A 26449-nucleotide genomic window follows, 5' to 3' on the forward strand; every position below is an offset into this window, starting at 1 on the left:
GCCGGCGCCGGACGTCGTCTGCATGGCGCCGGCTTCGTTTCCGTTTTCAGCATAGGCCGCCAAGTGCGGCTTCTCTCAGGCTCCAACGTGGCTGCCAGCGCCACGGCCTCGGCCTCGCGCGCTCACGTGACGCGCGTCGGCCACTCGGCGTGCGGCGGTGTCGCCTGCACGCGTCCTTCGCTCAATTGCACGACCTGATCGCCAAACGCGGCGACGTCGTCGGGGTCGTGCGAGATCAGCACCATCGGGATATCGAGCCGCGCCTGCAGTTCTGCGAGCTCGTGGCGCATGCGCTGGCGCATCGCGGCGTCGAGCGCCGCGAACGGTTCGTCGAGCAGCAGGATTCGCGGCTGGGCAACCAGCGCGCGCGCGAGCGCGACGCGCTGCTTCTGCCCGCCCGACAGTTGCGACGGATACTGCCCGGCGAGCCCTTCGAGGTCGAACGCGCGCAGCCAGTACGCGACTTCGGGCGGCACCGTCTTCGCGCGCGGGTTGCGCAGCCCGGACGTGAGCCCGAACGCGATGTTCTGGCGCACGTTCAGATGCGGAAACAGCGCGTAGTCCTGGAACAGGTATGCGACGCGGCGGTCACGGGTCGGCACGTCGATGCGGCGCGCGGCGTCGAACAGCGTTTCGCCGTTCAGCGCGATCGTGCCTGCGTCGGGCGACAGCAGGCCGGCGATCGCCTGCAGCGTCATGCTCTTGCCCGCGCCGGACGGCCCGAACAGCACGACGCGCTGCGTCGCTGCCGTGAACGACACGTCGAGCGTGAAGCGGCGCTCGGCGTTCGCATAGGTCTTGCGGATGTCGACGACGAGGCTCATGCGGGCCTCCGCCGAGGAGGCACGGCCGCCGGATGATCCGGACGTGACGGGCGCTTCATGTCAACTGGCTCCGCGACGCGCGCGCCGGCACGAGCCAGCCGGCCGAGAGCAGCACGAGCACGCAGGTGATCGACGTCACCAGCACGAGAAAGTTGGCCGTGCTGTCGTCGCCGGCCTGCACGGCCGCGTAGATCGCGACCGACAGCGTTTGCGTGCGGCCGGGCAGGTTGCCCGCGATCATCAGCGTCGCGCCGAACTCGCCGAGCGCACGTGCGAACGCGAGCAGCGCGCCCGCGAGGATCCCGCGCGTGGCGAGCGGCAGCGTCACACGGAAGAACACCGCGGCTTCGCCGAGCCCGAGCGTGCGCGCAGCGCGTTCGAGATGCGGATCGACGCCTTCGAACGCAGCACGCGCCGACTTCAGGATCAGCGGAAACGCGACGATCATCGACGCGATCACCGCGCCTTGCCACGTGAAGACGAGCTCGATGCCGAGCTTGTCGAGCCACGCGCCGAACACGCCGCGCCGGCCGAGCAGCACGAGCAGGTAATAGCCGAGCACCGTCGGCGGCAGCACGAGCGGCAGCGTCAGCAGCGAATCGACGACGTCGCGCAGCGGCGAGCGCCAGCGCGCGAGCACGAACGCGGCCGCGACACCGAGCACGATGTCGAGCGCGGTCGCCCAGCCGGCGACCTTCAGCGACAGCAGCAGCGGTACCCAGGCGTCTTGCATCGCGATACGCTCACTTGCCCGTGGGCTTGAAGCCGAACGTCGACAGCACGGCCTGGCCTTGCGGCGACGCGACGAAGTCGATGAACGACTGCGCCTGCGCGGCGTGGCGGCTGTCCTTGACCACGGCGATCGGATAGGTGATGGCCGTCTTCGTCGGCACCGTCAGTGCGACCTTCACGCGGCCGGGCATGATCGCGGCGTCGGTGCCGAACACGAAGCCCGCGTCGACCTCGCCACGTGCGACGTAGTCGAGGCTCTGGCGCACATTGGCGGCCAGCACGCCTTTCGCGCTGACGGCATCCCACACACCGGCTGCGCGCAGCGCGCCTTCGGTGTAGCGGCCGACCGGCACCGATGCCGGGTCGCCGTACGCGACGCGCTTGACGCCGGGCGCGGCCAGGTCGTTCAGCGACGTCGGCGCGGCCGCGCGGCTGTCCGCCGGCACGATCAGCACGAGCGAGTTCGCCGCGAAATCGCGGCGCGTGCCGGGCACGATCACCTTTTCATCGGCCGCACGATCCATCGCCTTCTGGTCGGCCGATGCGAACACGTCGGCCGGTGCGCCCTTGGCGATCTGCTGCATCAGCACGTCCGATGCGCCGAAGTTGAACAGCACCTTGGTGTCCGGATGCTGCTTCTCGTACGCGTCGCCGACGGCCTTGAACGCATTCGTCAGGCTGGCGGCCGCCGACACGACCAGTTCGTCGGCGGCGGAAGCGGGCGCGCCGAACGCGATACCGGCGGCGGCAAGCGTGGCGATCGGCAGCAGGCGGAGCAGGGTGCGGCGAAGCGGACGGACGGTCGAGCGCATGGCGGATTCGTTGGAATGGGTGGAAACCGTAATCGTAATATAGGGCGGGTTATAACGCTCGACATACCGTTCATGCGACGGTGCGCATGAAATGGTCAGATCTGAAGAATGGCGGGCGTGACGGCCGGGTGGCCCGTCACGTGTGCAGCGTGCGCGTCGACGATTCGGTGCGCTGCAGCGACGACGGCTGCGACGCGGGGTGGTAGTTCGGGTTGGCCTTCCAGCGCGCGCGGACGAACGGGCGCTCGTGGCCCGACAGCTCCAGCGCAACCTTGGTGACCCAGCGATGCGACGGCACCGTGATGCCGTGCAGCGCCACGGTGACGATCGCAAGGCTCGCGACGACCGCGGGCACCGACCAGCGGTGCGGCACCGCGCGCCACGAGCCGGCGATGAACGCGAGCGCGGCGATCGCGCCGACGATGCAGCCGGTGATCGATTCGGACGGCGAATGCGCATCGAGCGCGACGCGCGACACGCCGACCGCGACGCCGGCTGCGAGCCCGAGCGCGATGCCGGCGATCCGCACCGGCGTGCGCGTGCGGATCAGCATCAGGAAGATCGCGACCGGATAGACCGACGTCGACAGCATCGCGTGGCCGCTGAAGCCCGTGAAGTCCCACGCGCGGATGCCGATGCCCCAGCCGAGGAACGCGATCTTCGTGAGCGCGACCACACCGATCGCGGCCGCGAGCACGCCGAGCCACGCGGTCGCACGCTGCCACGAGTAGCCGAGCGTGAGCCAGACGGCGATCGTGATCGCGAGCGGCAAGGTCAGGCCGGCGCCGCCGAACGCGGTGATCATGATCCACAGGTGAGATGACAGGTCGAACATCGGGAAGGGGACGAACGAAGGCGGGGAAGATGCTTAATTCAACGCGCGAGCCGGGAAGAACGACTACAACGGATACAAGCGGCGAAACTCAAGTATAGCGTCGCGTGCGCACGAGCCCCGTTTTTTGCGCCACCGGGAACTAACCGCACGCAGGAAAAATCCCAGAAACAATGTTATGGTGCATTGCACAAAGTCGAACGATGCATCCATTGCGGCGCCCTCATGGCGCCCCTATTTTTCCTGACTGCGAGCCCGATCGATGACCAAAAGTCTGACCAAGGTGTGGCTGGGCGGCATGAAACGCATGCTGTCTCCGGCCGCCAAACACGCGGCGCGCGATGCGCAGCGCATCACCCGCGACGCACTCGAGGCCGCCGCCTCTCCCGCCGTATCCGATCTGTCCCCGCCGCGCGAATCGCGTGTGCGTCCGCGCGCGGCCGCATGGGCGGCGGGCGAGTGGACGCGCGGCGAGCATCCGATGGCGCCAGCGCTCGGGCGCCTCGTCCAGAATCTTGCCTACGGCCTCTACGTGCCGCCCGGCCGCCGGCGCGGCGCGATGCCGCTCGTCGTGATGCTGCACGGCTGCCAGCAGTCCGTCGACGAATTCGTGAAGGGCACGCGGATGAACCTGCTGGCCGACAAGCACGGTTTCGCGGTGCTGTATCCGGAGCAGTCGCTGCGCGCGCACGCGCACGGCTGCTGGCACTGGTATGAAGACACCGATCGCGCGGGCCGCGGCGAGGCGAACGCGGTTGCGTCGCTGGTCGACGCGGTCGTCGACGAACACGGTTTCGATGCGTCGCGCGTTTATGTCGCGGGGCTGTCGGCCGGTGCGGGCCTCGCGTCGCTTCTTGCACTGCACCATCCCGACCGCTTCGCGGCGGTGGCGCTGCACTCGGGCCCCGCGCTCGGCGAGGCGAATTCCGGCATCACCGCGATGGACGTGATGCGGCGCGGCGTGCGGCAGAACCCGGCCGCGGCCGTCGATGCGCTGGTCGACGCCGCTGCGTATCCGGGCATGCCCGCGCTGATCGTCCAAGGCGACGGCGACCACGTCGTCGCACCGAAGAATGCCGACCAGTTGACGGTGCAGTTCATGCGACTGAACGGGCTCGCCGACAGCCGCGGCGCGCTGCGCGGCGGCGAACGCGTCGAGACGCGCGGTGCGGGCGTACAGATCACCGATGTCTGCCGCGACGGCGAACTGGTCGTGCGGCTCTGTCATGTGAAAGGGCTCGATCACGCGTGGGCCGGCGGCGACGAAGCGGTGCCGTTTCATGCGGCCGTCGGCCCCGACGCGAGCGCGATGATCTGGGCTTTTTTCGAAGCACACCGTCGCACTGTGGCGACCGAACGACGCATCGTCTGATCGACGCTAGCCAAAGCCTAGGGTTTTCCCTATAATTCGGGAAAACCCTAGTCAAAGAACCTTTGGATTGCGAGATCGAACATGTACCTGCTGAGCCACCTCTTCCTGATGCTGACCAAGAACGCTGAAACGGCCCGTAAAGAGCGCGCCGAGGCGTACCTGTCCGAAGCAACCGACATCTACGATCTCGAATTCCGTATGCGCAAGATCGATCGCGAAGCGTCGATGAACCGCCCGTATTCGTTCGGCGCGCGCTAAGCAGCGCAAGGTGGGCCAGCTGGCCCGCCGCTCCGGCGAGTCACGCAAAAGGGCGCGTGCGGCAAGAAGCCGCACGCGCCCTTTTTGCATTCGTCGCGCTGCGTCGCGTCAGACGACCGTCAGGCGCACCGGCACGTTGTTGCGCGTTGCGTTCGAATACGGACACACGTGGTGCGCCTTGTCGACCAGCGCCTGCGCGTCGGCCTTGTCGAGCCCCGGCAGCGACACGCGCAGCTCGATGTCGAGCCCGAAGCCGCCTGCGTCGTTCGGGCCGATGCCCACTTCCGCCGTGACCTGCGTATCGGCCGGCAGCGCCTGCTTGTTCTGGCCGGCGACGAATTTCATCGCGCTCAGGAAGCAGGCCGAGTAACCTGCGGCAAACAACTGCTCCGGATTCGTGCCTTCCGCGCCCGTGCCGCCGAGTTCGCGCGGCGCGGCCAGCTTCACTTCCAGCTTGTTGTCGGCGGAGACCGCGCGGCCGTCGCGGCCGCCCGTGCTTGTGGCGCTGGTCTTGTACAGAATGTTCATCGTGCAGCTCCTGTCGGGAAATGGAGAGAAAAGCGGCCCGGTCGAATGGAGTGTCGCCGGCCACGAAGAAAATATAGAACACAAATCATTAGTGTGCAAATGAAATTTTGAAGAAAAACCCGGCCGTGCCGGGTCGGTCGGCCGACGTCCGGTTCGTCAGCGTTCGTTGGCGGCCGACAGCGCGTCGCGCAACTGCTGGAGATCGGCGCGCAGCCTGATCAGGAACTCGGGCGTTTGCTGCATCGCGCAGAAGAGGTCGGCGGGCACCGAGCGCGCGCGGTCCTTCAGCGCCCGGCCTTCCGGTGTCACGCGCACGTTCACGACGCGTTCGTCGGCCGCGCTGCGCACGCGCTCGACGTAGCCGAGCGCTTCCAGCCGCTTGAGCAATGGTGTGACCGTGGCCGGGTCGAGGTCGAGCCGCGCGGCGATGTCCTTCACCGCGATGTCGTCGCGCTCCCACAGCACGAGCATCGCGAGATATTGGGGATAGGTCAGCGACAGCTTGTCGAGCAGCGGCTTGTACGCCTTCGTCATTGCGTGCGAAGTCGCGTAGAGCGCGAAGCACAGTTGCTCGTCGAGCGTCTGGGGCAGCAGGGGTGGGCGGTCCATGATTCGGGTGGCGCGGCGGACGCGCGAACAATTTGTACGCAAATTATTTTGCGCGCAAAAGATTCGGTTGAACAGGGGCGCCCGGCTAGGGGCGCCCGGCCAGGGGCGCCCGGCTGGGGGCGACGGACCAAAGGCGCCCGGTCGAGGGCGGCGGGAGAAGGATGCGCGGAGTGGTGCGAGACAGGGAGGGGCGCCGGGTCGAAATCCGGCGCGGGAGACAGTGCGCCCCGGCTGGCGTCGCGCACCAGCCGGGGGCGTCTTCAGCGGCCCGACGTGGCCGTCGGCGCGCCCGGCTCCTGGACGCCGAAGCACCCGCGATAGGTCGCGTAGAACGAGCAGTACAGCATCGTGACGATGATGATCGTCACCGGCATCATGATCGTCAGTGCATAGGCGCCGGCGCCGAGCGCCTGCAGCAGCAGCGACAGCGCGAGCGATGTGCCGAGCGCGACGCCGAACCACAGCACGCCGTACACGGCGAACGCGCCGCGATTGCGCCAGCAGCTGACGATGCTGAAGAACAGCGCCTTGGCGGGCGGGACGTCATGCCACGCGACGAGCACCGGCGCGAACCAGAACAGCATCGAGATCGGCAGATAGAGCAGCGTCGCGAACATCAGCGCGCCGAACGTGCCTTGCGCGGCGAGCGTTTCCGGCGTCGTGCTCGCTTCGTCGGCCGCGCCCATCATCACGTGGAACAGCGCGCCGCCGTCCACGAACGACGAAGCGGCGAACACGAGCACCATCGACGCGACGTAGATCACGCCGAGCACGAGCAGCCGCTGGGTCGCGACGGTGCCGTACGAGCGGAAGCCGTCGATCAGGATCGTCGGCATCACCGTCTTGCCGGCCACCGTATCGCGGCACGCGGCCATGAAGCCGACCGCGACGCCGGGAATGAACACCAGCGGCAGCGCCGAGCCGATCACGGGCACCCTCGACACCAGCGTGACCGCCAGCAGGTACGTGAAGAACAGCGTGATGAATGCGAGCGGGTTCCGGCGGAACAGCCAGACGCCTTGACGGAACCAGACATAGCCCGTTTTCGCGGGCACTTCGATCAGTTGCATGCGGTTTGGATCTCGGGAAGCGCGGGTGTATGCGCGATACGCTCACGCAGGATGCGTTCGAAATGGCCGGGGTCGTGCGGCTTGAGCATCTCGGCCGCGCGCGGCAGGTAGAAGTCGTACAGGCGCGATACCCAGAAGCGGTACGCGCCCGCGCGCAGCATGTCGCTCCAGTGGCGGCGCTCCTCGGCCGTGAACGGCCGCACGGTCTGGTACGCGCGCAGCAGCGCATCGGCGCGCGCGACGTCGAGCACGCCGGTCGCAAGGTCGACGCACCAGTCGTTCACCGTCACCGCGACGTCGAACAGCCACTTGTCGCAGCCGGCGAAATAGAAGTCGAAGAAGCCGCCGAGCCGCACGTCGTGGCCGGTGCCGGGCGCCGCGTGCGCGAACAGCACGTTGTCGCGGAACAGGTCGCAATGGCACGGGCCGGCCGGCAGCGCCGCGTAGTCGGCCGACGCGAAGAAGGCCGACTGGTGCGCGAGCTCGCCTTCGAGCAGCGCGAGTTGCGCGTCCGTGATGAACGGCACGATCGCCGGCACGTTCTCCTGCCACCACGGCAGGCTGCGCAGGTTAGGCTGGTTGCGCGGATAGTCGCGCCCCGCGAGGTGCAGGCGCGCGAGCATCTGCCCGACCTCGATGCAGTGTTCGACCCCCGGCGCGAGTTCGGCCGCGCCGTCGAGCTTCGTGACGATCGCGGCCGGCTTGCCGTGCAGCTCGCCGAACAGCGCGCCGTCGTCGCGCGGGACCGGATCCGGCACCGGCACGCCGTGGCCGGCCAGGTGGCGCATCAGGTCGAGGTAGAACGGCAACTGCTGCGCCGTCAGCTTTTCGAAGATCGTGAGGACGTACTCGCCGCGCGTCGTCGTCAGGAAGAAATTGCTGTTTTCGATACCGGACGGAATGCCGCGGAACGCAAGCACGTCGCCCAGTTCGTAGTGGCGCATCCATTGCGCGAGATCGGAGTCGGAAACAGCAGTGAAAACGGCCATGCGGGATGCGTCAGGTCAGGGTGTCGGCACGCGGGCGGCGTGCGTCGCGACAGCAGGTGAAGGGAGGCGTCGCGCCGCGATCGACGCGGCGCGCGACGGAATCAGTAGCGCAGGTTCAGCGACGGCAGGCGCGTGATCGGGATGCCCGCGTCGTGCGGCTTCGGCGAGGTGTCGGGCGTCGAGCTCATCTGGTAGCGCGTGCCGAAGTTCGACTTCACGTCGATCTCGACCGGCTTGCCGCGGTCGCGGTATTCGGTGACCTCGGTGCCGTTCTTGCTCTTTTCATGGAAGCTCGGCGTGCGGCGAATGTCGGCGAAGTCGACTTTCGACGTGACTTCGGCGCCCGGCCGGTTGATTTTGCGGAGATCGGGCAGGCCGGCGGCTTCGTTGGCCTCGGCCCGGGCCTGCGCGTCGGCGTCAGGCGTGGCGCCGGCGGCGTGAGCGACGCTGGCGGCGGCAAACGCGGCGGCAGCGGCGACGAGAATGAGCGGCTTCATGATGAGTCTCCAGTGAACCCACCGATTTTAGCAAATACTGCGCGGTATCCGGCCCTGGCGTGCGTACGGGCGGCCATGAGAGTGACCGGGTTCCGTGGTAATGTCGTCGGATCAGACGAGGTGATACAAATGAAGAACGATTTGAGCCGCCGGCACCGTGTGCTGACGCCCGAAAGCCCGTCGGTCGAGGCTTTCGACGATCCGATCGCCGCCGTCGCGCGGCTGTCCGCCATTTACGACACGAATACGGGCTTCCTGCGCGACGCATTCGCGCGCTATCGCCGCCATGAACCGATTATCGAGCACGTGCGCGCGTGCTATCCGTTCGTGCGGATCCGCACCGACGTCAACACGCACGTCGATTCGCGCCGCTCGTACGGTTTCGTCGCCGGCCCCGGCGTGTTCGAGACGACGGTCACGCGCCCCGATCTCTTCGCGAACTACTATCGCGAGCAACTGCGCCTGCTGTCGAAGAACCACCATGTCAAGATCGAGATCGGCGTGTCGTCGCAGCCGATTCCGATCCATTTCGCGTTTCCGGAAGGCATCCATCTCGAAGGCGAGCTCGACCGCGACCGCCTGCTCGCGATGCGCGACATCTTCGACACGCCCGACCTGTCGTATCTCGACGACCGCATCGTCAACGGCACGTTCGAGCCGGCGGCGGGCGAGCCGCATCCGCTCGCGCTGTTCACGGCCGCGCGCGTCGATTTCTCGCTGCACCGGCTGCGTCACTACACGGCGACGTCGCCCACGCATTTCCAGAACTACGTGCTCTACACGAACTACCAGTTCTACATCGACGAGTTCGTGAAGCTCGGCCGCACGATGATGACGGAAAGCACCGATCCCGAGGTGCGCGCGTACCGCAGCCAGTACAGCGCGTTCGTCGAGCCGGGCGATGTCGTCACGTACAACGCGAACCTCGGCAGCGAGCCGGCCGAGGGCTCCGCGCCGCCGCGCCTGCCGCAGATGCCCGCGTATCACCTGAAGCGCGCGGACGGCAGCGGAATCACGATGGTCAACATCGGCGTCGGTCCGTCGAACGCGAAGACGATCACCGATCACATCGCAGTGCTGCGTCCGCATGCATGGGTGATGCTCGGTCACTGCGCGGGGCTGCGCAACACGCAGCGTCTCGGCGATTACGTGCTTGCGCACGGTTACGTGCGCGAGGATCACGTGCTCGACGCCGACCTGCCGCTGTGGGTGCCGATTCCGGCGCTCGCCGAAGTGCAGCTCGCGCTCGAGCGCGCGGTGGCCGACGTCACGCGGCTCGAGGGCGTCGAACTGAAGCGCGTGATGCGCACCGGCACGGTCGCGAGCGTCGATAACCGCAACTGGGAGCTGCGCGATCATCGTGAGCCGGTGCAGCGGTTGTCGCAGAGCCGCGCGATCGCGCTCGACATGGAAAGCGCGACGATCGCCGCGAACGGCTTCCGCTTCCGCGTGCCGTACGGCACGCTGCTGTGCGTGTCGGACAAGCCGCTGCACGGCGAGCTGAAGCTGCCGGGCATGGCCGACACGTTTTATCGCGGGCAGGTCGACCAGCACCTGCAGATCGGCGTGAAGGCGATGGAGATCCTGCGCACGAACGGGCTCGACAAGCTGCATAGCCGGAAGCTGCGAAGCTTTGCGGAAGTGGCGTTCCAGTAACTGCCCGGCGCGATGGCGCCTCCAAAGACAAAGGCCTCACGCGAACGCTTGTTCGCGTGAGGCCTTTGTCTTTCCGCTTCAGCGCCGGGGCAGTGAGGCCCGGCGGTCATGCGCTCAGCACTCGCCCTTCTTCGCGTGTCCCGGCGGGCAGTGGTAGCCGCGGCGATCGTCATGGCCACGATAACGCTGATGATCTTCCCACTCGCGGCGTTCCCAGTAGCGGCGGCCGTCCCAGTAGCGGTCGCCATGCCAGCCGACGATGACTGCGGGCGCGGGTGCGACCATGACGGGCGCGGGCGCGACGACGACCGGTGCAGGCGTGCCGATATTGACGTCGACGTTGACGGCGTGAGCGAGGCCGGACAGCGAGAGGCCGAGGCCGGCGAAAGCGAGAGCGATCGATGAGCGCTTCATGTTCTGTTCCGTGATGTCGTTGTGAGGTGGCCGGCGCGACGCGATGGAAGCGAGGGGGGATCGTTCCACCGGGGGAATGCCGCGCCGACACAATGCAGTGTGCTGGCACGCGACGGAAAAGGCGAGGTGGGTTTATTACGGCGGGTTGGCGGCTCGCAGGCGCGGGATGCGGGCATTGGGCCGCACATTTGACAATGGCGGGCCGCGGGTGCGAGTGACCATGCCGCATCGCGCAGTGCCGGCCGCGCGAATTTGACATTCGGCGGCGCGCGGCTTCGAAGCGGGATTAACAGCGCGTTACAAAGTCGCGAAAGTCGTGCGCGGCAGGCGGACGAATCGCGATGCCTGCCGCGGGGAAAGGAGTACGCCGGCCGTCGGGCCGGCTATCGCCATGGAGCGATTACAGATAGAACATCCGGTCTTCTTCGGGCCGCGGCGGATGCCCTTCTTCGTCCGAACCTTCTTCCTCGCCGCTGTCCTCGTAGAACGCGAGCACTGCGTCGAGCACCTGGTCGGGATCGTCGATCACCTGCATCAGATCCATGTCTTCCGGATTGATCAGGCCCATCGGAATGAGCTGGTCGCGGAACCACTGCAGCAAGCCCTGCCAGAACGTGCTGCCGACGAGGATGATCGGCACGAGGCGCGATTTCTTCGTCTGGATCAGCGTGAGCACTTCGGACAGCTCGTCGAGCGTGCCGAAACCGCCCGGCATTACGATCACCGCATCCGAATTCTTCACGAACGTGACCTTGCGCGTGAAGAAGTGGCGGAAGCGCAGCGAGATGTCCTGGTAGTGGTTGCCGGCCTGCTCGTGCGGCAGCTCGATGTTCAGGCCGACCGACGGCGCCTTGCCGGCGTGCGCGCCCTTGTTCGCGGCTTCCATGATGCCGGGGCCGCCGCCGGAGATCACGGCGAAGCCGGCGTCGGACAGCTTGCGCGCGATCTGCGCGGCCAGCTTGTAGTGCGGCGTGTCGGGTTTGAGGCGGGCAGAACCGTAGATGCTGACAGCCGGGCGGATCTCCGACAGGTACTCGGTCGCCTCGATAAACTCTGCCATAATCGTGAACATCTGCCACGATGCGCGCGCCTTCTTGGCCGTCGCGCGTTCTTGATCTGCGAGCGAACGCAGACTCGGAATCACTTTTCTCTTGTTCATAATGCCTGAAGAACGAAATCTGGAAGGTAAGACCCTGCTATTGGTTGACGGTTCGAGCTATCTGTATCGGGCCTACCATGCGATGCCTGATTTGCGTGGCCCTGGCGGGGAGCCGACAGGAGCGCTCTACGGAATCATCAACATGCTGCGCCGTATGCGCAAGGAAGTCAGTGCAGAGTATAGCGCTTGCGTGTTCGATGCAAAGGGCAAGACGTTCCGTGACGACCTTTATGCCGACTATAAGGCAAACCGGCCGTCGATGCCGCCCGACCTCGCATTGCAGGTCGAACCGATCCACGGCGCCGTGCGCGCGCTCGGCTGGCCGTTGCTGATGGTCGAAGGCGTCGAGGCCGACGACGTGATCGGCACGCTCGCGCGCGAAGCCGAGCGGCACGGGATGAACGTGATCGTGTCGACCGGCGACAAGGATCTCGCGCAACTCGTGAGCGACCACGTCACGCTCGTCAACACGATGACCAACGAGACGCTCGACCGCGATGGCGTGATCGCGAAGTTCGGCGTGCCGCCCGAGCGGATCATCGACTACCTGGCCTTGATCGGCGACACCGTCGACAACGTGCCGGGCGTCGAGAAGTGCGGGCCGAAGACGGCCGTGAAATGGCTGTCGCAATACGACAGCCTCGACGGCGTCATCGCGCACGCGGGCGACATCAAGGGCGTGGTCGGCGACAACCTGCGCCGCGCGCTCGACTTCCTGCCGCTCGGCCGCCAGCTCGTGACGGTCGACACGGCCTGCGATCTCGCGCCGCATCTCGAATCGATCGAGGCGTCGCTGAAGAGCGACGGCGAAGCGCGCGACCTGATGCGCGACATCTTCGCGCGCTACGGCTTCAAGACGTGGCTGCGCGAAGTCGACAGCGCGCCCGCGGAAGGCGGCGGCGCCGATGTGCAGGAAGGCGAGCCGGCACCGGTGGTGGCGGCCGACATCGTTCGCGAATACGACACGATCCAGACCTGGGAGCAATTCGACGCGTGGTTCGCGAAGATCGACGCGGCCGCGCTGACCGCGTTCGACACCGAGACGACCGCGCTCGATCCGATGCTTGCACGGCTCGTCGGCCTGTCGTTCTCGGTCGAACCGGGCAAGGCCGCGTACCTGCCGGTCGCGCATCGCGGCCCCGACATGCCCGAGCAGCTTCCGATCGACGAAGTGCTCGCACGCCTGAAGCCGTGGCTCGAATCGGCCGATCGCAAGAAGGTCGGCCAGCACCTGAAGTACGACGCGCAGGTGCTCGCGAATTACGACATCGCGCTGAACGGCATCGAGCACGACACGCTGCTCGAATCGTACGTGGTCGAATCGCACCGCACGCACGACATGGACAGCCTCGCGCTGCGTCATCTGGGCGTCAAGACGATCAAGTATGAAGACGTGGCCGGCAAGGGCGCGAAGCAGATCGGTTTCGACGACGTGGCGCTCGCGCAGGCCGCCGAATACGCGGCCGAAGATGCCGACATCACGCTGCAGCTTCATCACGCGCTGTATCCGCAGGTCGCGCGCGAACCCGGCCTCGAGCGCGTGTATCGCGAGATCGAGATGCCGGTGTCGCTCGTGCTGCGCAAGATGGAGCGTACGGGCGTGCTGATCGACGACGCGCTCCTGCAGGCGCAGAGCACCGAAATCGCGACGCGTCTGATCGAGCTCGAAACGCAGGCGTACGAACTGGCGGGCGGCGAATTCAATCTCGGCTCGCCGAAGCAGATCGGGCAGATCTTCTTCGAGAAGCTGCAGTTGCCGGTCGTGAAGAAGACGCCGAGCGGCGCGCCGTCGACCGACGAAGAAGTGCTGCAGAAGCTGGCGGAGGATTACCCGCTGCCGAAGGTGCTGCTCGAGCATCGCGGGCTGTCGAAGCTGAAGTCGACCTATACCGACAAGCTGCCGCGCATGGTGAACCCCGCAACGGGCCGCGTGCATACGAACTATGCGCAGGCCGTCGCGGTGACGGGCCGTCTCGCATCGAACGATCCTAATCTTCAGAACATTCCGGTGCGCACGGCCGAAGGCCGGCGGATCCGCGAGGCGTTCATCGCGTCGCCGGGCCACCGGATCGTGTCGGCCGACTATTCGCAGATCGAACTGCGGATCATGGCGCACATCTCGGGCGACGCGTCGCTGCTGCGCGCGTTCTCGCAGGGCGAGGACATCCACCGCGCGACGGCAGCCGAGGTGTTCGGCGTGACGCCGCTGGAAGTCCATTCCGACCAGCGTCGGATCGCGAAGGTGATCAACTTCGGGCTGATCTACGGGATGAGCGCGTTCGGGCTCGCGTCGAACCTCGGCATCACGCGTGACGCGGCGAAGCTCTATATCGACCGCTATTTCGCCCGCTATCCGGGCGTCGCGCAGTACATGGAAGACACGCGCGCGATCGCGAAGGAGAAGGGCTACGTCGAAACCGTTTTCGGTCGCCGTCTGTGGCTGCCGGAGATCAACGGCGGCAACGGCCCGCGCCGCCAGGCGGCCGAGCGCGCGGCAATCAATGCGCCGATGCAGGGTACCGCGGCCGACCTGATCAAGCTGTCGATGATCGCGGTGGACGACTGGCTCACGCGCGACCAGCTTGCGTCGCGGATGATCATGCAGGTGCACGATGAACTGGTGCTCGAGGTGCCCGACGACGAACTGTCGCTCGTGCGCGAGAAACTGCCGGAAATGATGTGCGGCGTCGCGAAGCTGAAGGTGCCGCTCGTCGCCGAAGTAGGCGCCGGCGCGAACTGGGAAGAGGCACACTGACGCACCGCCGCGCGGTTCCCGATTCCTGCGGCATATTGTTGCAGGGATGCTGAATATCGAGATGGTTTGCTTGTGGTCAACGCGCAAGCTCCCGGACAATGCATGTCAGTCATGTCATTGACGCGGGGCGGCGCGCCCCGCGTTCCGGGACCGGACGCATCGAAGTGCTTCGAACTGCACATCGATGATGTCCGAACCGGTTAATCCACCGGGCGGCGCGAATGCACCGCATTCGCTTTGCCTGGCGGCAGCAGTTTCGAATCGCAAAGGGGGAATCGGATGCATCGGATCATCATCGTAGGCGGAGGCGCGGGCGGCCTGGAACTGGCGACGCGGCTCGGCGACCGTTACGGCGCGCGCGGCAATCGTCCCGCGCGTGCGCTTGTCACGCTCGTCGACCGCAATCCGACACACATCTGGAAACCACTGCTGCACGAGGTCGCGGCCGGTAGCATGGACCCGTTCACGCAGGAACTCGAATACGCGGCGCAGGCGCGCTGGCACGGCTTCGAGTTTCAGCAGGGCGAACTGACCGGGCTCGACCGCGCGGCGAAGCGCGCCACGCTGTCGCCCGTCAACGACAGCGACGGCGAGGAACTGCTGCCGGCGCGCGAGCTGGAATATGACACGCTCGTGATCGCGATCGGCAGCACGACCCACTTCTTCGGCGTGCAGGGCGCGCCGGAAAACGCGATCGCGCTCGATACCGTTGGCGAGGCCGAGCGCTTCCGCAAGCGGCTGATCGCCGCGTGCATGCGTGCCGAGCACCAGGCGCCGGCGCCGACCGCGCCGGGCGATGCGGCCGAGCCGCGCATCCAGGTCGTGATCGTCGGCGGCGGCGCGACGGGCGTCGAGTTGTCAGCAGAACTGCGCAACACGGCGCAGGTGTTGTCCGTGTACGGGCTGCACAAGCTCGACCCGCGTCACGACGTCGGCATCGTGCTGATCGAATCGGGGCCGCGGATTCTGCCGGCGTTGCAGGAGCGCGTGTCGTCGGCGACGGCCGAGCTGCTCGAAAAGCTCGGTGTACGGCTGATGCTCGGCGAGCGCGTGACCGAGGTTGCGCCGGGGCTTGTGCATACCGCGAGCGGCAAGGCAGTGCGCGCGGACCTGACGGTCTGGGCGGCCGGCATCAAGGCGCCGTCCGTGCTCTCGCATCTCGATGGTCTCCAGGTCAACAAGCTCGGCCAGCTCGACGTGCGCCGCACGCTGCAGACCTTCACCGACGACAACGTGTTCGCGCTCGGCGATTGCGCGGCATGCGCGTGGCCCGGCAACGAACGCAACGTGCCGCCGCGCGCGCAGGCCGCGCACCAGCAGGCGAGCTTCCTGCTGAAGGCGATCGGCTGCCGGCTCGAAGGGCGTCCGCTGCCCGAGTTCACGTATCGCGATTTCGGTTCGCTCGTGTCGCTCGGCCATTTCAGCGCGGTCGGCAACCTGATGGGCGGGCTGATCGGCGGCAACATGCTGATCGAAGGGCTGTTCGCGCGCTTTATGTACATGTCGCTGTACCGGCTGCACATCGCGGCGCTGCACGGCTATCCGCGGATGATGCTCGACACGGTCGCGCACTGGCTGCGGCGCACGACGCTGCCGCGCGTCAAGCTGCACTGACCGGGCGTGCGTGCGGGAAGCGGGCGAGGAGTGCGCACACGGTGCGTGTTCTCCGCCCGTTGTTATTTGGGCGGCCGGCCGGTCGTGCAGACTCTGGCCGGGTGAGATCGTTCGCGCGTTTTCCTTTTCAATCCGCAAGCTCCAGTCGCGCAACGGCGATCGACCCATGCACGCCGCCCCGTGATCTGTCGGGGCGACGGCACGCATCGACACCATGGCCGGGGCGGCCGGATCGATTCTTCGTAATTGAGTCTTACACATCAGACAGTTGACGCGACAACGGATTATTGGGCATCTTGTCCGGGTTTCCGTTTGCGGCGGGGTGCCAACCGCCGCAACATCCGCGCCGCGCGTCGACGCGATGTCTCGTCATGCCGCATCCGCGATCGTGACGGCGGCGCCCACTCGAGGAGTGCATTCATGTTGAAACCCGAAGTCGACAGCCTGGTCCCCCACGTCCCGTTCTCGCGCCGCAAGTTCGTGCAGGCCGCGCTCGGCGGCACCTTCGCGGCGGCCGTGCTGCCCGTTTCGGCGCAGACGGTCACGACCGACAGCGCCGGGCTGGACGTCGACACCGTCGAGATCCGCTCCGGCGACGCGAGCGTGCCGGCCTATCGCGCGCAGCCGGCCGGCAAGACGAACCTGCCGGTCATCATCGTGATCCACGAGATCTTCGCGGTGCATGCGCATATCGCCGATGTGTGCCGCCGCTTCGCGAAGCTCGGCTACCTCGCGATCGCGCCCGACCTGTTCGCGCGGCAGGGCAGCGTGTCGAAGTATCCGACGATCCAGGCGCTCGTCGACAACATCGTCAGCAAGGTGCCGGACCGGCAGGTCACCGAGGATCTCGATGCGACGGTCGCGTGGGCCGGCAAGAACGGCGGCGACCTGACGCGTCTCGGCGTGACGGGGTTCTGCTGGGGCGGCCGTCAGGCGTGGCTGTATGCCGAGCACAATCCGCACGTGCGTGCGGCGGTTGCGTGGTACGGGTTCGTCGAGGGCAAGACCGACGAGATGACGCCGTTCAATCCGGTCGATCATGCAGCGTCGCTGACGGTGCCCGTGCTCGGGCTGTACGGCGAGAAGGATACGAACATCACGCAGGCCTCGCTCGCGGACATGCGCAAGGCGATCCAGACGAGCGATTCGAAGCTCGCGCGCGAATCGGAGATCGTCGTGTATCCGGATGCCGGCCACGCGTTCTTCGCCGACTACCGGCCGAGCTATGTAAAGGGCGATGCCGAGGACAGCTGGAAGCGCGCGATCGCGTGGTTCCACAAGTACGGCGTGATGTAAACGGAACGCGGCGGCCGAATGGCCGCCGCTTCGCCAGCGCGCGCGCCGGATTACGGGTTCGGGCCGGTCGCGATCGGCCGCGACGGATCGGCGCTCCATTCGCTCCACGAGCCCGGATACAGCGATGCGCCGTGCAGCCCCGCGATCTCCAGCGCGAGCGCGTTGTGGCAGGCGGTGACGCCGGAGCCGCATTGCAGGATCACGAGGTTCGGTTCGGTGCCCGCCAGCAGCGCGGAAAACGTCTCGCGCAATTCGTGGCCGGTCTTGAAGCGGCCGTCGGCGTTCAGGTTGTCCTTGAAGAACCGGTTGCGCGCGCCGGGGATGTGGCCGCCCACCGGATCGATCGTTTCGTTTTCGCCGCGATAGCGGTCCGGTGCGCGAGCATCGATCACGACGCGCGTGCGCGACGTCACGTTCGCAAGCACGGCTGCTGCGTCGACCGTCGATTCGAGTGGTGCTGCCGCGCGGAAATCGCCGGCGGCCGGTTGCGGTACGTCGGCCGTCAGCGGCTGGCCGGCTGCTTCCCACGCCTGCAGGCCGCCGTCGAGCACGGCGACCGAATCGTGGCCGAGCCAGCGCAGCAGCCACCACAGTCGTGCCGCGTACGCGCCGCCTTGTGCGTCGTACGCGATGACCTGCTGGCCTTGCTTGAGTCCGTGGCTGGCGAGCAGCGTCGCGAGTGCATCGCGGGTCGGCAGCGGATGGCGGCCGTTGGTGCCCGTCTTGCGGCCGGACAGGTCGCGGTCGAGGTGAAGGTACTGCGCGCCGGGGATGTGGCCGGCCGCATACGCGGCTTCACCCGCGCCGGGATCGACGAGATCGAAGCGGCAGTCGAGCAGAACGACGCTGCCGGGCGCCGCGGCCAGGCGCTCGGCGAGATTGGCAGCGGAGATGAGCGTGGTGTAATGAGTGTGTGGCATGACAGCTCCCTGGAGTGCAAATGACCTGACACTCCAAGTCTAAACAAAAAAAGACGGGCCGAAGCCCGTCTTTTCGTCTGCCGGATGCCGTGCGGCGTCAAAGCGCCGCACCGGCCGTCAGATGTCGCCGAGGTGGCGGCGCAGGAACTCGTGGAAGTGCTGCATGCCGTCTTCCATCGGGCTCTGGTACGGGCCGACCTGCGACTCGCCGCGTGCCATCAGCGCACGGCGGCCTGCGTCCATCCGCATCGCGATCTCGTCGTCCTCGACGGCCGTTTCCATATAGGCGGCGCGCTCGGCCTCGACGAATTCGCGTTCGAACAGCGCGATTTCCTCGGGGTAATAGAACTCGACGATGTTGGTCGTCTTCTGCGGGCCGCGCGGGATCAGCCACGACACGACGAGCACGTGCGGATACCACTCGATCATCAGGCCCGGGTAGTAGACCATCCAGATCGCGCCGAACTCCGGCGGCACGCCGTTGCGGAACTTCAGCACCTGCTCGTGCCATTTCTGGTAAGTCGCGCTGCCCGGCTTCGCGAGTGCGTTGTGCACGCCGACCGTCTGCACGCTGTACCAGTCGCCGAACTCCCACTTGAGGTCGTCGCACGACACGAAGCTGCCAAGGCCCGGGTGGAACGGGACGACGTGGTAATCCTCGAGGTAGACCTCGATGAACGTCTTCCAGTTGTAATCGCACTCGTGCACTTCGACGTGATCGAAGTGGTACTCGGAGAAGTCGAAGTGATGCTTCGTGCCGAGATGGGCGAGGTCGCGCGCGACATTCCGGCCTTCGGCCTCGAACAGCAGCCCCTGCCAGTTCTGCAGCGGGCTCTTGCCGAGGTTCAGGCACGGCTTCTCGGGGAAGTGCGGCGCGCCGAGCAGCTCGCCTTCCAGGTCGTACGTCCAGCGGTGCAGCGGGCACACGATGTTCTGCGTGTGGCCGCGCCCGTTGAGCATGATCGCCTGCCGGTGGCGGCAGACGTTCGACAGCAGTTCGATCTGGTTCGTCTGGTTGCGGACCAGCACGCGGCCTTCCTTCTCGGACGGCAGCGCAAAATAATCCCCCGCCTCGGGCACCATCAACTCGTGCCCGACGTAACGAGGTCCTTTCTTGAAGAGGGTTTCGATCTCGCGCTCGAGTAGCGCCTCATCGAAATATGCAGTGACTGGAAGCTGGCTGTGAGCCGACTTCAACTGAAGCGCATCGCTCAGATTGGACATTCCCACTCCCGGTGTTAGCGTGAAAGCAGTGAACAACCCAACCATCGAAAAATCGATTTAGGGAAACGGGGAATTATACCCGGTTCGCCCCGCAAGGCTAGGAATAAGTGCCTGATTTGTGTCAATTTTTTGTCCGGAGACAATCTGGAGGTGCACACTGTGTGCCGGAGATGGGGCCGGAATATGTGGCAGGCTACCCAAGTCGGCAGATCGGAGAATTCTCTTTTGCCGTAGAATGTCCGACTTGTTTTGAAATTTGACACCCTTGTCCATGGCGAAAACCGCATCCCCAGGCGCCGCGCCGCCCGGTAACGGCACCGAACCGTTGCCGGACAATTATGAGATGGCGCTCGCGGAACTCGAGACGCTGGTTGCCCGGATGGAAGGCGGCGCGTTGAGCCTCGAGGATTCACTGGCGGCGTACCGCCGCGGTGCGACCCTCGTTGCGTTTTGCCAACAGCAGCTCGAGAAAGTGGAGCAGCAGGTTCGCGTGCTCGACGGCGCGACGCTGAAGCCGCTTTCGTCCGGAACGGCCGCCACGGACGGCGAAGACGACGATCTATGACATTCGAACAATGGATGCGGTCCGTGCTTGACCGCGTCGAGGACGCACTCGGTCACTATCTGCCCGCTGACACCGCGATGCCCGCGCAACTCCATGAGGCGATGCGCTACGCGGTCCTCGGCGGCGGCAAACGCGTTCGCCCGCTGCTGTGCCATGCAGCAGGCGAGCTGACCGGCGCGACGGAAGCGGCGCGCAACGCGGCGGCGGCGGCGCTGGAGATGATCCACGTCTACTCGCTCGTGCACGACGACATGCCGTGCATGGACGACGACGCGCTGCGCCGCGGCAAGCCGACCGTGCATGTGCAGTACGACGAGCCGACGGCGCTGCTGGTCGGCGATGCGCTGCAGTCGCAGGCGTTCGTCGCACTGACCGACGCCGCCGCGCTGACGCCGGTGCAGCAGGCGGCGCTCGTGCGCGAGCTTGCGCTCGCGAGCGGCTCGATCGGCATGGCCGGCGGGCAGGCGATCGACCTGGCGAGCGTCGGCCTCAAGCTGACGCGCGAGCAGCTCGAGACGATGCACCGGATGAAGACGGGCGCACTGCTGCGCGCGGCCGTGCGGATGGGCGCACTGGCCGGCGAGACGCCGTCTGCGGAAACGATGGCCGCGCTCGACGTCTACGCGGGGGCCGTGGGTCTGGCCTTCCAGGTCGTCGACGATATTCTCGACGTCACGACCGATTCGGCGACGCTCGGCAAGACGGCCGGCAAGGACGCGGCGAACGACAAGCCGACCTACGTATCGATCCTCGGCCTCGACGCGTCGCGCGAGCTCGCCGCGCAATTGCGCGCGGAAGCGCACGACGCGCTGAAACCGTTCGGCGCACGCGCACAGCGTCTCGCCGAACTTGCCGACCTGGTGGTGAACCGGGTCAGCTGACGCGAAAGCCCGCCGCCGCGCACACGCTACGGTGCGTGCAATAGAATGCGGGCGCGTTTGATTTCCTACAATGGAACGACGATGTACGACTTGCTGAAAACCATCGACGACCCGGCGGATTTGCGCCGCCTCGATCGTCGCCAACTGCAACCGCTCGCGGATGAACTGCGCGCGTTCGTGCTCGACAGCGTGTCGAAGACGGGCGGCCATTTGTCGTCCAACCTCGGGACGGTCGAGCTGACGATCGCGTTGCACTACGTGTTCAACACGCCGAACGATCGCATTGTCTGGGACGTGGGTCACCAGACCTACCCGCACAAGATCCTGACGGGCCGCCGCGACCAGATGGATTCGCTGCGCCAGTACGACGGCATCTCGGGCTTCCCGCGCCGCAGCGAATCCGAATACGACACGTTCGGCACCGCGCACTCGAGCACGTCGATCTCGGCCGCGCTCGGCATGGCGATCGGCAGCCAGCTGAACGGCGACGACCGCTTCTCGATCGCCGTGATCGGCGACGGCGCGATGACGGCCGGCATGGCGTTCGAGGCGATGAACAACGCGGGCGTGTCGGAAGATGCGAAGCTGCTCGTGATCCTGAACGACAACGACATGTCGATCTCGCCGCCGGTCGGCGCGCTGAATCGCCATCTCGCACGCCTGATGTCGGGCCGCTTCTACGCGGCTGCGCGCGCGGGCGTCGAGCGCGTGCTGAGCGTTGCGCCGCCGGTGCTCGAACTCGCGCGCAAGCTCGAGGAGCACGCGAAGGGCATGGTCGTGCCGGCCACGCTGTTCGAAGAGTTCGGCTTCAACTACATCGGCCCGATCGACGGTCACGATCTCGATTCGCTGATCCCGACGCTGCAGAACATCCGCGAATTGCGCGGCCCGCAGTTCCTGCACGTGGTGACGAAGAAAGGCCAGGGCTACAAGCTCGCCGAAGCCGATCCCGTGCTCTATCACGGCCCGGGCAAGTTCAATCCGGCCGAAGGCATCAAGCCGTCGACCACGCCCGCGAAGAAGACGTACACGCAGGTGTTCGGCGAGTGGCTGTGCGATGAAGCCGAGCGCGATACGCGCGTCGTCGGCATCACGCCCGCGATGCGCGAAGGCTCGGGCATGGTCGAGTTCGAGAAGCGCTTCAAGGATCGCTACTACGACGTCGGCATCGCCGAGCAGCACGCGGTGACGTTCGCGGGCGGCCTCGCGACCGAAGGGTTGAAGCCGGTCGTCGCGATCTACTCGACGTTCCTGCAGCGTGCTTACGATCAACTGATCCACGACGTCGCGCTGCAGAACCTGCCGGTCGTGTTTGCGATCGACCGCGCGGGCCTCGTCGGCGCGGACGGCGCGACGCACGCGGGTGCATACGATCTCGCGTTCATGCGCTGCATCCCGAACATGACGGTCATGGCCGCATCCGACGAGAACGAATGCCGCCAGATGCTGCACACCGCGCTGCAGCAGCCGAACCCGACCGCGGTGCGCTATCCGCGCGGCGCGGGCACGGGCGTGCCGACGGTGAAGGAATTCACCGAGATCCCGCTCGGCAAGGGTGAAGTGCGTCGCCGCACGGCGCAGCCGGAAGGCAAGCGTGTCGCGATCCTCGCGTTCGGCACGATGGTCGCTCCGTCGCTCGCCGCGGCCGAGGAACTCGACGCAACCGTCGCGAACATGCGCTTCGTGAAGCCGGTCGATGCCGCGCTCGTGCGCGAACTCGCCGAGACGCACGACTACCTCGTCACGATCGAGGAAGGCTGCGTGATGGGTGGCGCGGGCTCGGCCTGCGTGGAAGCCCTGATGGAATGTGGGGTTATCCGACCCGTACTACAATTGGGCCTCCCTGACCAGTTCGTCGATCACGGCGACCACGCAAAGCTGCTGTCGCAATGCGGCCTCGACGGCGCGGGCATCGCGAAATCGATTCGCGAACGCTTCCTGAACCCGGCGGCCGACGTCGCGGGTCAGGCGAAGCGCGTCGCATAAGCTGGCACCGCCCGCGGGCGGTGTCGGTGCGACTGGCGCAACCGGTCTTCATTGATGCGGAAAACATGGGCCTGCGGGCCCATGTTGCTTTTCCGGCTGCCGCATGACGCGGCGTGCGCGTCGTCGAACGCGCGGCTTACAAGGATTGAACAAGATGAACCAGATGAATCCCGCCTTCGTGATGCCCGACGTGCAGAGCACGGTGGATACCCGTCAGATTCCGATTCAGCGCGTGGGCGTGAAGGCGGTCCGGCATCCGTTGACGGTGTGTACCGAAAGCGGCGACGTGCAGCCGAGCGTCGGTGTCTGGAACCTCGATGTCCGTCTGCCGGCCGACCAGAAGGGCACGCACATGTCGCGCTTCGTCGCGCTGCTCGAAGAGAACCGCGCGCCGCTGACGGTCGAGCGCTTCCGCGCGATGCTCGCGTCGATGCTCGAGAAGCTCGAAGCCGAGGCCGGCCGCATCGAAGTCACGTTCCCGTACTTCGTGAACAAGACGGCGCCGGTATCCGGCGTGCAGAGCCTGCTCGATTATGAAGTGACGCTCGCGGGCGAAAGCCGCAACGGCGACACGCGCCTGTTCCTGAAGGTGCTCGTGCCGGTGACGAGCCTGTGCCCGTGCTCGAAGAAGATCTCGCAGTACGGCGCGCACAACCAGCGCTCGCACGTGACGATCGATGCCGAGCTTGCAGGCGACCTGCCGGTCGAGGCGCTGATCCGCATCGCGGAGGAAGAGGCGTCGTGCGAGCTGTGGGGGCTGCTGAAGCGTCCGGACGAGAAGTTCGTCACGGAGCGTGCGTACGAGAATCCGAAGTTCGTCGAGGATCTCGTGCGCGACGTCGCGCAGCGTCTCGATGCGGACGAGCGCGTGGTCGCATACGTGCTCGAAGCCGAGAACTTCGAGTCGATTCACAATCACAGCGCGTATGCGCTGATCGAACGCGACAAGCGGCAGGCTGCATAACGCTGCGTTGTTTTGTCGCGCCGATGAAAATGGCCGCTCGTTTGAGCGGCCATTTTTACGTCTGCCGGTTCGCGCGGCGTCGCGTTACGTTGCGCGGCTCAGCGTGCGAGCGACGCGAGATCCCAGCGCGGCTTCACCGTGAACGCGTAGTCGGCGTTCGCCTGCTCGGGCCAGCGGCCGAGCCTCAGCGCGCCCGCGAGCGCGATCATCGCGCCGTTATCGGTGCACAGCGCAAGATCGGGGTAATGCACGTCGAAGCCACGCTTGGCCGCGGCGGCCGACAGTGCGTCGCGCAACTGGCGGTTCGCGCCGACGCCGCCCGCGACCACGAGGCGCTTGAGCTTCGTCTTCTTCAGTGCTGCGAGCGACTTCGCGACGAGCACGTCGACGGCTGCGTCGACGAAACCGCGCGCGAGGTCGGCTTTCGCGCGTTCGAGCGCTTCGCCCGTCAGCTTCGCCGCTTCGAACTTCTTCATCTGCGTGAGTACGGCCGTCTTCAGGCCGCTGAAGCTGAAGTCGAGGTCGCCCGAATGCAGCATCGGACGCGGCAGCACGACCGCGCCCGGCGTGCCCGTTTCGGCGAGCTTGGACACTTCCGGGCCGCCCGGGTAGCCGAGGCCGATCAGCTTCGCCGTCTTGTCGAACGCTTCGCCGGCCGCGTCGTCGAGCGTCTCGCCGAGCGTCTCGTACACGCCGACGTCGGTCACGCGCATCAGTTGCGTGTGGCCGCCGGAAACCAGCAGCGCGACGAACGGGAACGGCGGCGGCTCGGCGACGAGCAGCGGCGACAGCAGGTGGCCTTCGAGGTGGTGGATGCCGACGGTCGGCTTGTTCCAGGCGAGCGCGAGCGCATTCGCGATGCTCGCGCCGACCAGCAGTGCGCCGGCGAGGCCGGGGCCTTGCGTGAACGCGATCGCATCGATGTCGTCGCGGTGCGTGCCGCTTTGCGCCATCACTTCCTCGAGCAGCGGCAGCGCGCGGCGGATGTGGTCGCGCGACGCGAGCTCGGGCACGACGCCGCCGTAGTCGCGGTGCATCGCGATCTGCGAATGGAGCGCGTGCGCGAGCAGGCCGCGCTGCGTGTCGTAGAGCGCGAGGCCGGTTTCGTCACAGGAGCTTTCGATGCCGAGAACGAGCATGGGTACGGGCGGGGCGCGCCGTATCGGGCGCGCCGCAGGAAGGTCAACGTAACCGGAAAGTATAGCAGGCGAGGGCCGGCCGCCGCTGCCGGCGGCACGGGCGCGATGCCGGGCAGGTACAATCCGCGCCATGGAAACTTATGACATCGCCGTGATCGGCGCGGGCGCGGCCGGGATGATGAGCGCCGCGGTTGCCGGGCAGCTCGGCCGCCGCGTCGTGCTGATCGATCACGCACCGCGGCTCGCCGAGAAAATCCGCATCTCGGGCGGCGGCCGCTGCAACTTCACGAACCTGTATGCAGGCCCCGACAACTACCTGTCGGCGAATCCGCATTTCGCGCGCTCGGCGCTGGCGCGCTATACGCCGCGCGACTTCCTCGGGCTGCTCAAGCGCCATCATGTGACCTGGCACGAAAAGCACAAGGGTCAGCTTTTTTGCGACCACGGCAGCGACGCGGTCATCGATGTGCTGAAGCACGAGTGCGACGCGGGCGGCATCGCGTGGCGCCGGCCCGTCGTCGTCGACGCGGTGCGCCACGCACCGGCCGACGGCTTCACGCTCGACACGCAGCAGGCCGGGTCGATCGGTGCGCGCGCACTGATCGTGGCGACCGGCGGCCTGTCGATCCCGAAGATCGGTGCGACCGACTTCGGCTACCGGCTCGCGAAGCAGTTCGGCCACAAGCTCATCGATACGCGGCCCGCGCTCGTGCCGCTCACGTTCGCGCCGCACGACTGGGAGCCGTTCGCGGCGTTGTCCGGCGTGTCGCTCGAAGTGCGCGTGGCGACCGGCGACAAGAAGCGCGGCGGCGAATTCGTCGAGGACCTGCTGCTGACCCATCGCGGCCTGTCGGGGCCCGGCATCCTGCAGATCTCGAGCTACTGGCAGCCCGGCGACCCGATCCGCGTCGACCTGCTGCCGCAGCGCGACACGGTGGCCGACCTGCTCGACGCGAAACGCACGTCGAAGCGCCAGATCGGTTCGCTGCTCGCGGACTGGGTGCCGTCGCGCCTCGCGCACGCATGGCTCGACACGCACCGCGTCGCGGCCGACGCGCGGCTCGCGGACCTGCCCGACAAGACGCTGCGCCAGATCGGCGACGCGCTCGCCGGCTGGACGCTGACGCCGAACGGCACCGAAGGCTACAAGAAGGCCGAGGTGACGAAGGGCGGGGTCGATACGCGGGAGTTGTCGTCGGCGACGATGATGAGCGCGCGCGTGCCGGGGCTGTTCTTCGTCGGCGAGGCGGTGGACGTGACGGGCTGGCTCGGCGGCTACAACTTCCAGTGGGCGTGGGCGTCCGGGACAGCCGCAGGGCAGGCCGCGGCGGAGTATGCGCGCGGCGCCTGACG

The 26449-nt window shown here is 66.8% G+C and carries 25 protein-coding genes; 11 read left to right on the forward strand and 14 right to left on the reverse strand.

What is annotated here, in order from left to right:
* Window positions 1–122 precede the first annotated feature (122 nt).
* The 4 genes from LXM88_RS34990 to LXM88_RS35005 form a co-directional block, all read right to left on the reverse strand.
* Window positions 123–824 (reverse strand): sulfate/molybdate ABC transporter ATP-binding protein, encoded by a 702-nt coding sequence (locus LXM88_RS34990; protein WP_262544043.1) that lies wholly within the window; start codon window positions 822–824, stop codon window positions 123–125.
* A 55-nt stretch (window positions 825–879) separates the two neighbouring features.
* On the reverse strand, window positions 880–1557 hold the full coding sequence (gene modB / locus LXM88_RS34995) for a molybdate ABC transporter permease subunit (RefSeq protein WP_047901416.1): 678 nt from the start codon (window positions 1555–1557) through the stop codon (window positions 880–882).
* Between the two features lie 10 nt (window positions 1558–1567).
* Window positions 1568–2368: a molybdate ABC transporter substrate-binding protein gene (gene modA / locus LXM88_RS35000; RefSeq protein WP_262544044.1), complete on the reverse strand. Its 801-nt coding sequence runs from the start codon at window positions 2366–2368 to the stop codon at window positions 1568–1570.
* A 136-nt stretch (window positions 2369–2504) separates the two neighbouring features.
* Window positions 2505–3203, reverse strand: coding sequence for a phosphatase PAP2 family protein (locus LXM88_RS35005; protein ID WP_262544045.1), 699 nt, complete (start codon window positions 3201–3203; stop codon window positions 2505–2507).
* A 259-nt stretch (window positions 3204–3462) separates the two neighbouring features.
* Here LXM88_RS35005 and LXM88_RS35010 point away from each other — a divergent pair, with 259 nt between their 5' ends.
* Window positions 3463–4572 (forward strand): extracellular catalytic domain type 1 short-chain-length polyhydroxyalkanoate depolymerase, encoded by a 1110-nt coding sequence (locus tag LXM88_RS35010; RefSeq protein WP_262544046.1) that lies wholly within the window; start codon window positions 3463–3465, stop codon window positions 4570–4572.
* 81 nt (window positions 4573–4653) lie between these two features.
* Window positions 4654–4830 carry a DUF3563 family protein gene (locus tag LXM88_RS35015; RefSeq protein WP_065502568.1) on the forward strand — a complete coding sequence of 59 codons (177 nt, stop codon included), beginning with the start codon at window positions 4654–4656 and terminating at the stop codon, window positions 4828–4830.
* A 108-nt stretch (window positions 4831–4938) separates the two neighbouring features.
* On the opposite strand, the gene LXM88_RS35020 is transcribed toward LXM88_RS35015, so the two are convergent.
* The 5 genes from LXM88_RS35020 to LXM88_RS35040 all read right to left on the reverse strand — a co-directional run bounded on the left by LXM88_RS35020 (window position 4939) and on the right by LXM88_RS35040 (window position 8523).
* Complete coding sequence (locus tag LXM88_RS35020) at window positions 4939–5358, reverse strand: organic hydroperoxide resistance protein (RefSeq protein ID WP_031399791.1); 420 nt, start codon at window positions 5356–5358, stop codon at window positions 4939–4941.
* 156 nt (window positions 5359–5514) lie between these two features.
* A complete protein-coding gene (locus tag LXM88_RS35025) occupies window positions 5515–5967 on the reverse strand; it encodes a MarR family winged helix-turn-helix transcriptional regulator (protein WP_262544047.1) in 453 nt (150 codons plus the stop codon).
* A 260-nt stretch (window positions 5968–6227) separates the two neighbouring features.
* Window positions 6228–7037, reverse strand: a complete 810-nt coding sequence (locus tag LXM88_RS35030; protein ID WP_262544048.1) for a BPSS1780 family membrane protein — start codon at window positions 7035–7037, stop codon at window positions 6228–6230.
* The gene (locus LXM88_RS35035; protein WP_262544049.1) at window positions 7028–8026 is read right to left on the reverse strand and encodes a homoserine kinase; all 999 of its coding nucleotides are present in this window, start codon (window positions 8024–8026) and stop codon (window positions 7028–7030) included. Before LXM88_RS35035 ends, LXM88_RS35030 begins: the two co-directional genes overlap by 10 nt.
* A gap of 101 nt (window positions 8027–8127) precedes the next feature.
* Entirely contained in the window at window positions 8128–8523 is a 396-nt protein-coding gene (locus tag LXM88_RS35040; protein WP_262544050.1) for a hypothetical protein, read from the reverse strand.
* 129 nt (window positions 8524–8652) lie between these two features.
* Here LXM88_RS35040 and LXM88_RS35045 point away from each other — a divergent pair, with 129 nt between their 5' ends.
* On the forward strand, window positions 8653–10179 hold the full coding sequence (locus LXM88_RS35045; RefSeq protein WP_262544051.1) for an AMP nucleosidase: 1527 nt from the start codon (window positions 8653–8655) through the stop codon (window positions 10177–10179).
* Window positions 10180–10293: 114 nt separating this feature from the next.
* Here LXM88_RS35045 and LXM88_RS35050 read toward each other — a convergent pair whose 3' ends face one another.
* Together LXM88_RS35050 and LXM88_RS35055 are read right to left on the reverse strand one after the other, a co-directional pair.
* Window positions 10294–10593 (reverse strand): hypothetical protein, encoded by a 300-nt coding sequence (locus tag LXM88_RS35050; RefSeq protein WP_262544052.1) that lies wholly within the window; start codon window positions 10591–10593, stop codon window positions 10294–10296.
* 400 nt (window positions 10594–10993) lie between these two features.
* Complete coding sequence (locus LXM88_RS35055) at window positions 10994–11752, reverse strand: TIGR00730 family Rossman fold protein (RefSeq protein ID WP_047901406.1); 759 nt, start codon at window positions 11750–11752, stop codon at window positions 10994–10996.
* A 1-nt stretch (window position 11753) separates the two neighbouring features.
* Between LXM88_RS35055 and polA the strand changes: the two genes are divergently transcribed.
* The 3 genes from polA to LXM88_RS35070 all read left to right on the forward strand — a co-directional run bounded on the left by polA (window position 11754) and on the right by LXM88_RS35070 (window position 17417).
* Window positions 11754–14507, forward strand: coding sequence for a DNA polymerase I (polA, locus tag LXM88_RS35060; protein ID WP_262544053.1), 2754 nt, complete (start codon window positions 11754–11756; stop codon window positions 14505–14507).
* A gap of 279 nt (window positions 14508–14786) precedes the next feature.
* Entirely contained in the window at window positions 14787–16121 is a 1335-nt protein-coding gene (locus LXM88_RS35065) for an NAD(P)/FAD-dependent oxidoreductase (RefSeq protein ID WP_262544054.1), read from the forward strand.
* A gap of 420 nt (window positions 16122–16541) precedes the next feature.
* Window positions 16542–17417 (forward strand): dienelactone hydrolase family protein, encoded by an 876-nt coding sequence (locus LXM88_RS35070; protein ID WP_262544055.1) that lies wholly within the window; start codon window positions 16542–16544, stop codon window positions 17415–17417.
* A 50-nt stretch (window positions 17418–17467) separates the two neighbouring features.
* Here the strand turns inward: LXM88_RS35070 and LXM88_RS35075 are convergent, their stop codons facing one another.
* Window positions 17468–18337 carry a sulfurtransferase gene (locus LXM88_RS35075; protein ID WP_262544056.1) on the reverse strand — a complete coding sequence of 290 codons (870 nt, stop codon included), beginning with the start codon at window positions 18335–18337 and terminating at the stop codon, window positions 17468–17470.
* A gap of 117 nt (window positions 18338–18454) precedes the next feature.
* The gene (locus tag LXM88_RS35080) at window positions 18455–19561 is read right to left on the reverse strand and encodes an aromatic ring-hydroxylating oxygenase subunit alpha (RefSeq protein WP_262544057.1); all 1107 of its coding nucleotides are present in this window, start codon (window positions 19559–19561) and stop codon (window positions 18455–18457) included.
* A 271-nt stretch (window positions 19562–19832) separates the two neighbouring features.
* On the opposite strand from LXM88_RS35080, the gene LXM88_RS35085 reads away from it, so the two are divergent.
* The 4 genes from LXM88_RS35085 to folE2 all read left to right on the forward strand — a co-directional run bounded on the left by LXM88_RS35085 (window position 19833) and on the right by folE2 (window position 23957).
* The gene (locus LXM88_RS35085) at window positions 19833–20126 is read left to right on the forward strand and encodes an exodeoxyribonuclease VII small subunit (RefSeq protein WP_262544058.1); all 294 of its coding nucleotides are present in this window, start codon (window positions 19833–19835) and stop codon (window positions 20124–20126) included.
* Window positions 20123–21007: a polyprenyl synthetase family protein gene (locus tag LXM88_RS35090; protein WP_262544059.1), complete on the forward strand. Its 885-nt coding sequence runs from the start codon at window positions 20123–20125 to the stop codon at window positions 21005–21007. The genes LXM88_RS35085 and LXM88_RS35090 overlap by 4 nt, the downstream gene beginning before the upstream one ends.
* Window positions 21008–21088: 81 nt before the next feature.
* The gene (gene dxs, locus LXM88_RS35095) at window positions 21089–22993 is read left to right on the forward strand and encodes a 1-deoxy-D-xylulose-5-phosphate synthase (protein WP_262544060.1); all 1905 of its coding nucleotides are present in this window, start codon (window positions 21089–21091) and stop codon (window positions 22991–22993) included.
* A gap of 154 nt (window positions 22994–23147) precedes the next feature.
* On the forward strand, window positions 23148–23957 hold the full coding sequence (folE2, locus tag LXM88_RS35100; RefSeq protein ID WP_262544061.1) for a GTP cyclohydrolase FolE2: 810 nt from the start codon (window positions 23148–23150) through the stop codon (window positions 23955–23957).
* Between the two features lie 98 nt (window positions 23958–24055).
* Here the strand turns inward: folE2 and tsaD are convergent, their stop codons facing one another.
* Entirely contained in the window at window positions 24056–25096 is a 1041-nt protein-coding gene (tsaD, locus tag LXM88_RS35105; RefSeq protein ID WP_262544062.1) for a tRNA (adenosine(37)-N6)-threonylcarbamoyltransferase complex transferase subunit TsaD, read from the reverse strand.
* 130 nt (window positions 25097–25226) lie between these two features.
* On the opposite strand from tsaD, the gene LXM88_RS35110 reads away from it, so the two are divergent.
* Window positions 25227–26447 (forward strand): NAD(P)/FAD-dependent oxidoreductase, encoded by a 1221-nt coding sequence (locus tag LXM88_RS35110; protein ID WP_262544063.1) that lies wholly within the window; start codon window positions 25227–25229, stop codon window positions 26445–26447.
* The last annotated feature ends 2 nt before the right edge of the window (window positions 26448–26449 follow it).

Source organism: Burkholderia sp. S-53, assembly GCF_025560745.1.
Taxonomy (GTDB): domain Bacteria; phylum Pseudomonadota; class Gammaproteobacteria; order Burkholderiales; family Burkholderiaceae; genus Burkholderia; species Burkholderia pyrrocinia.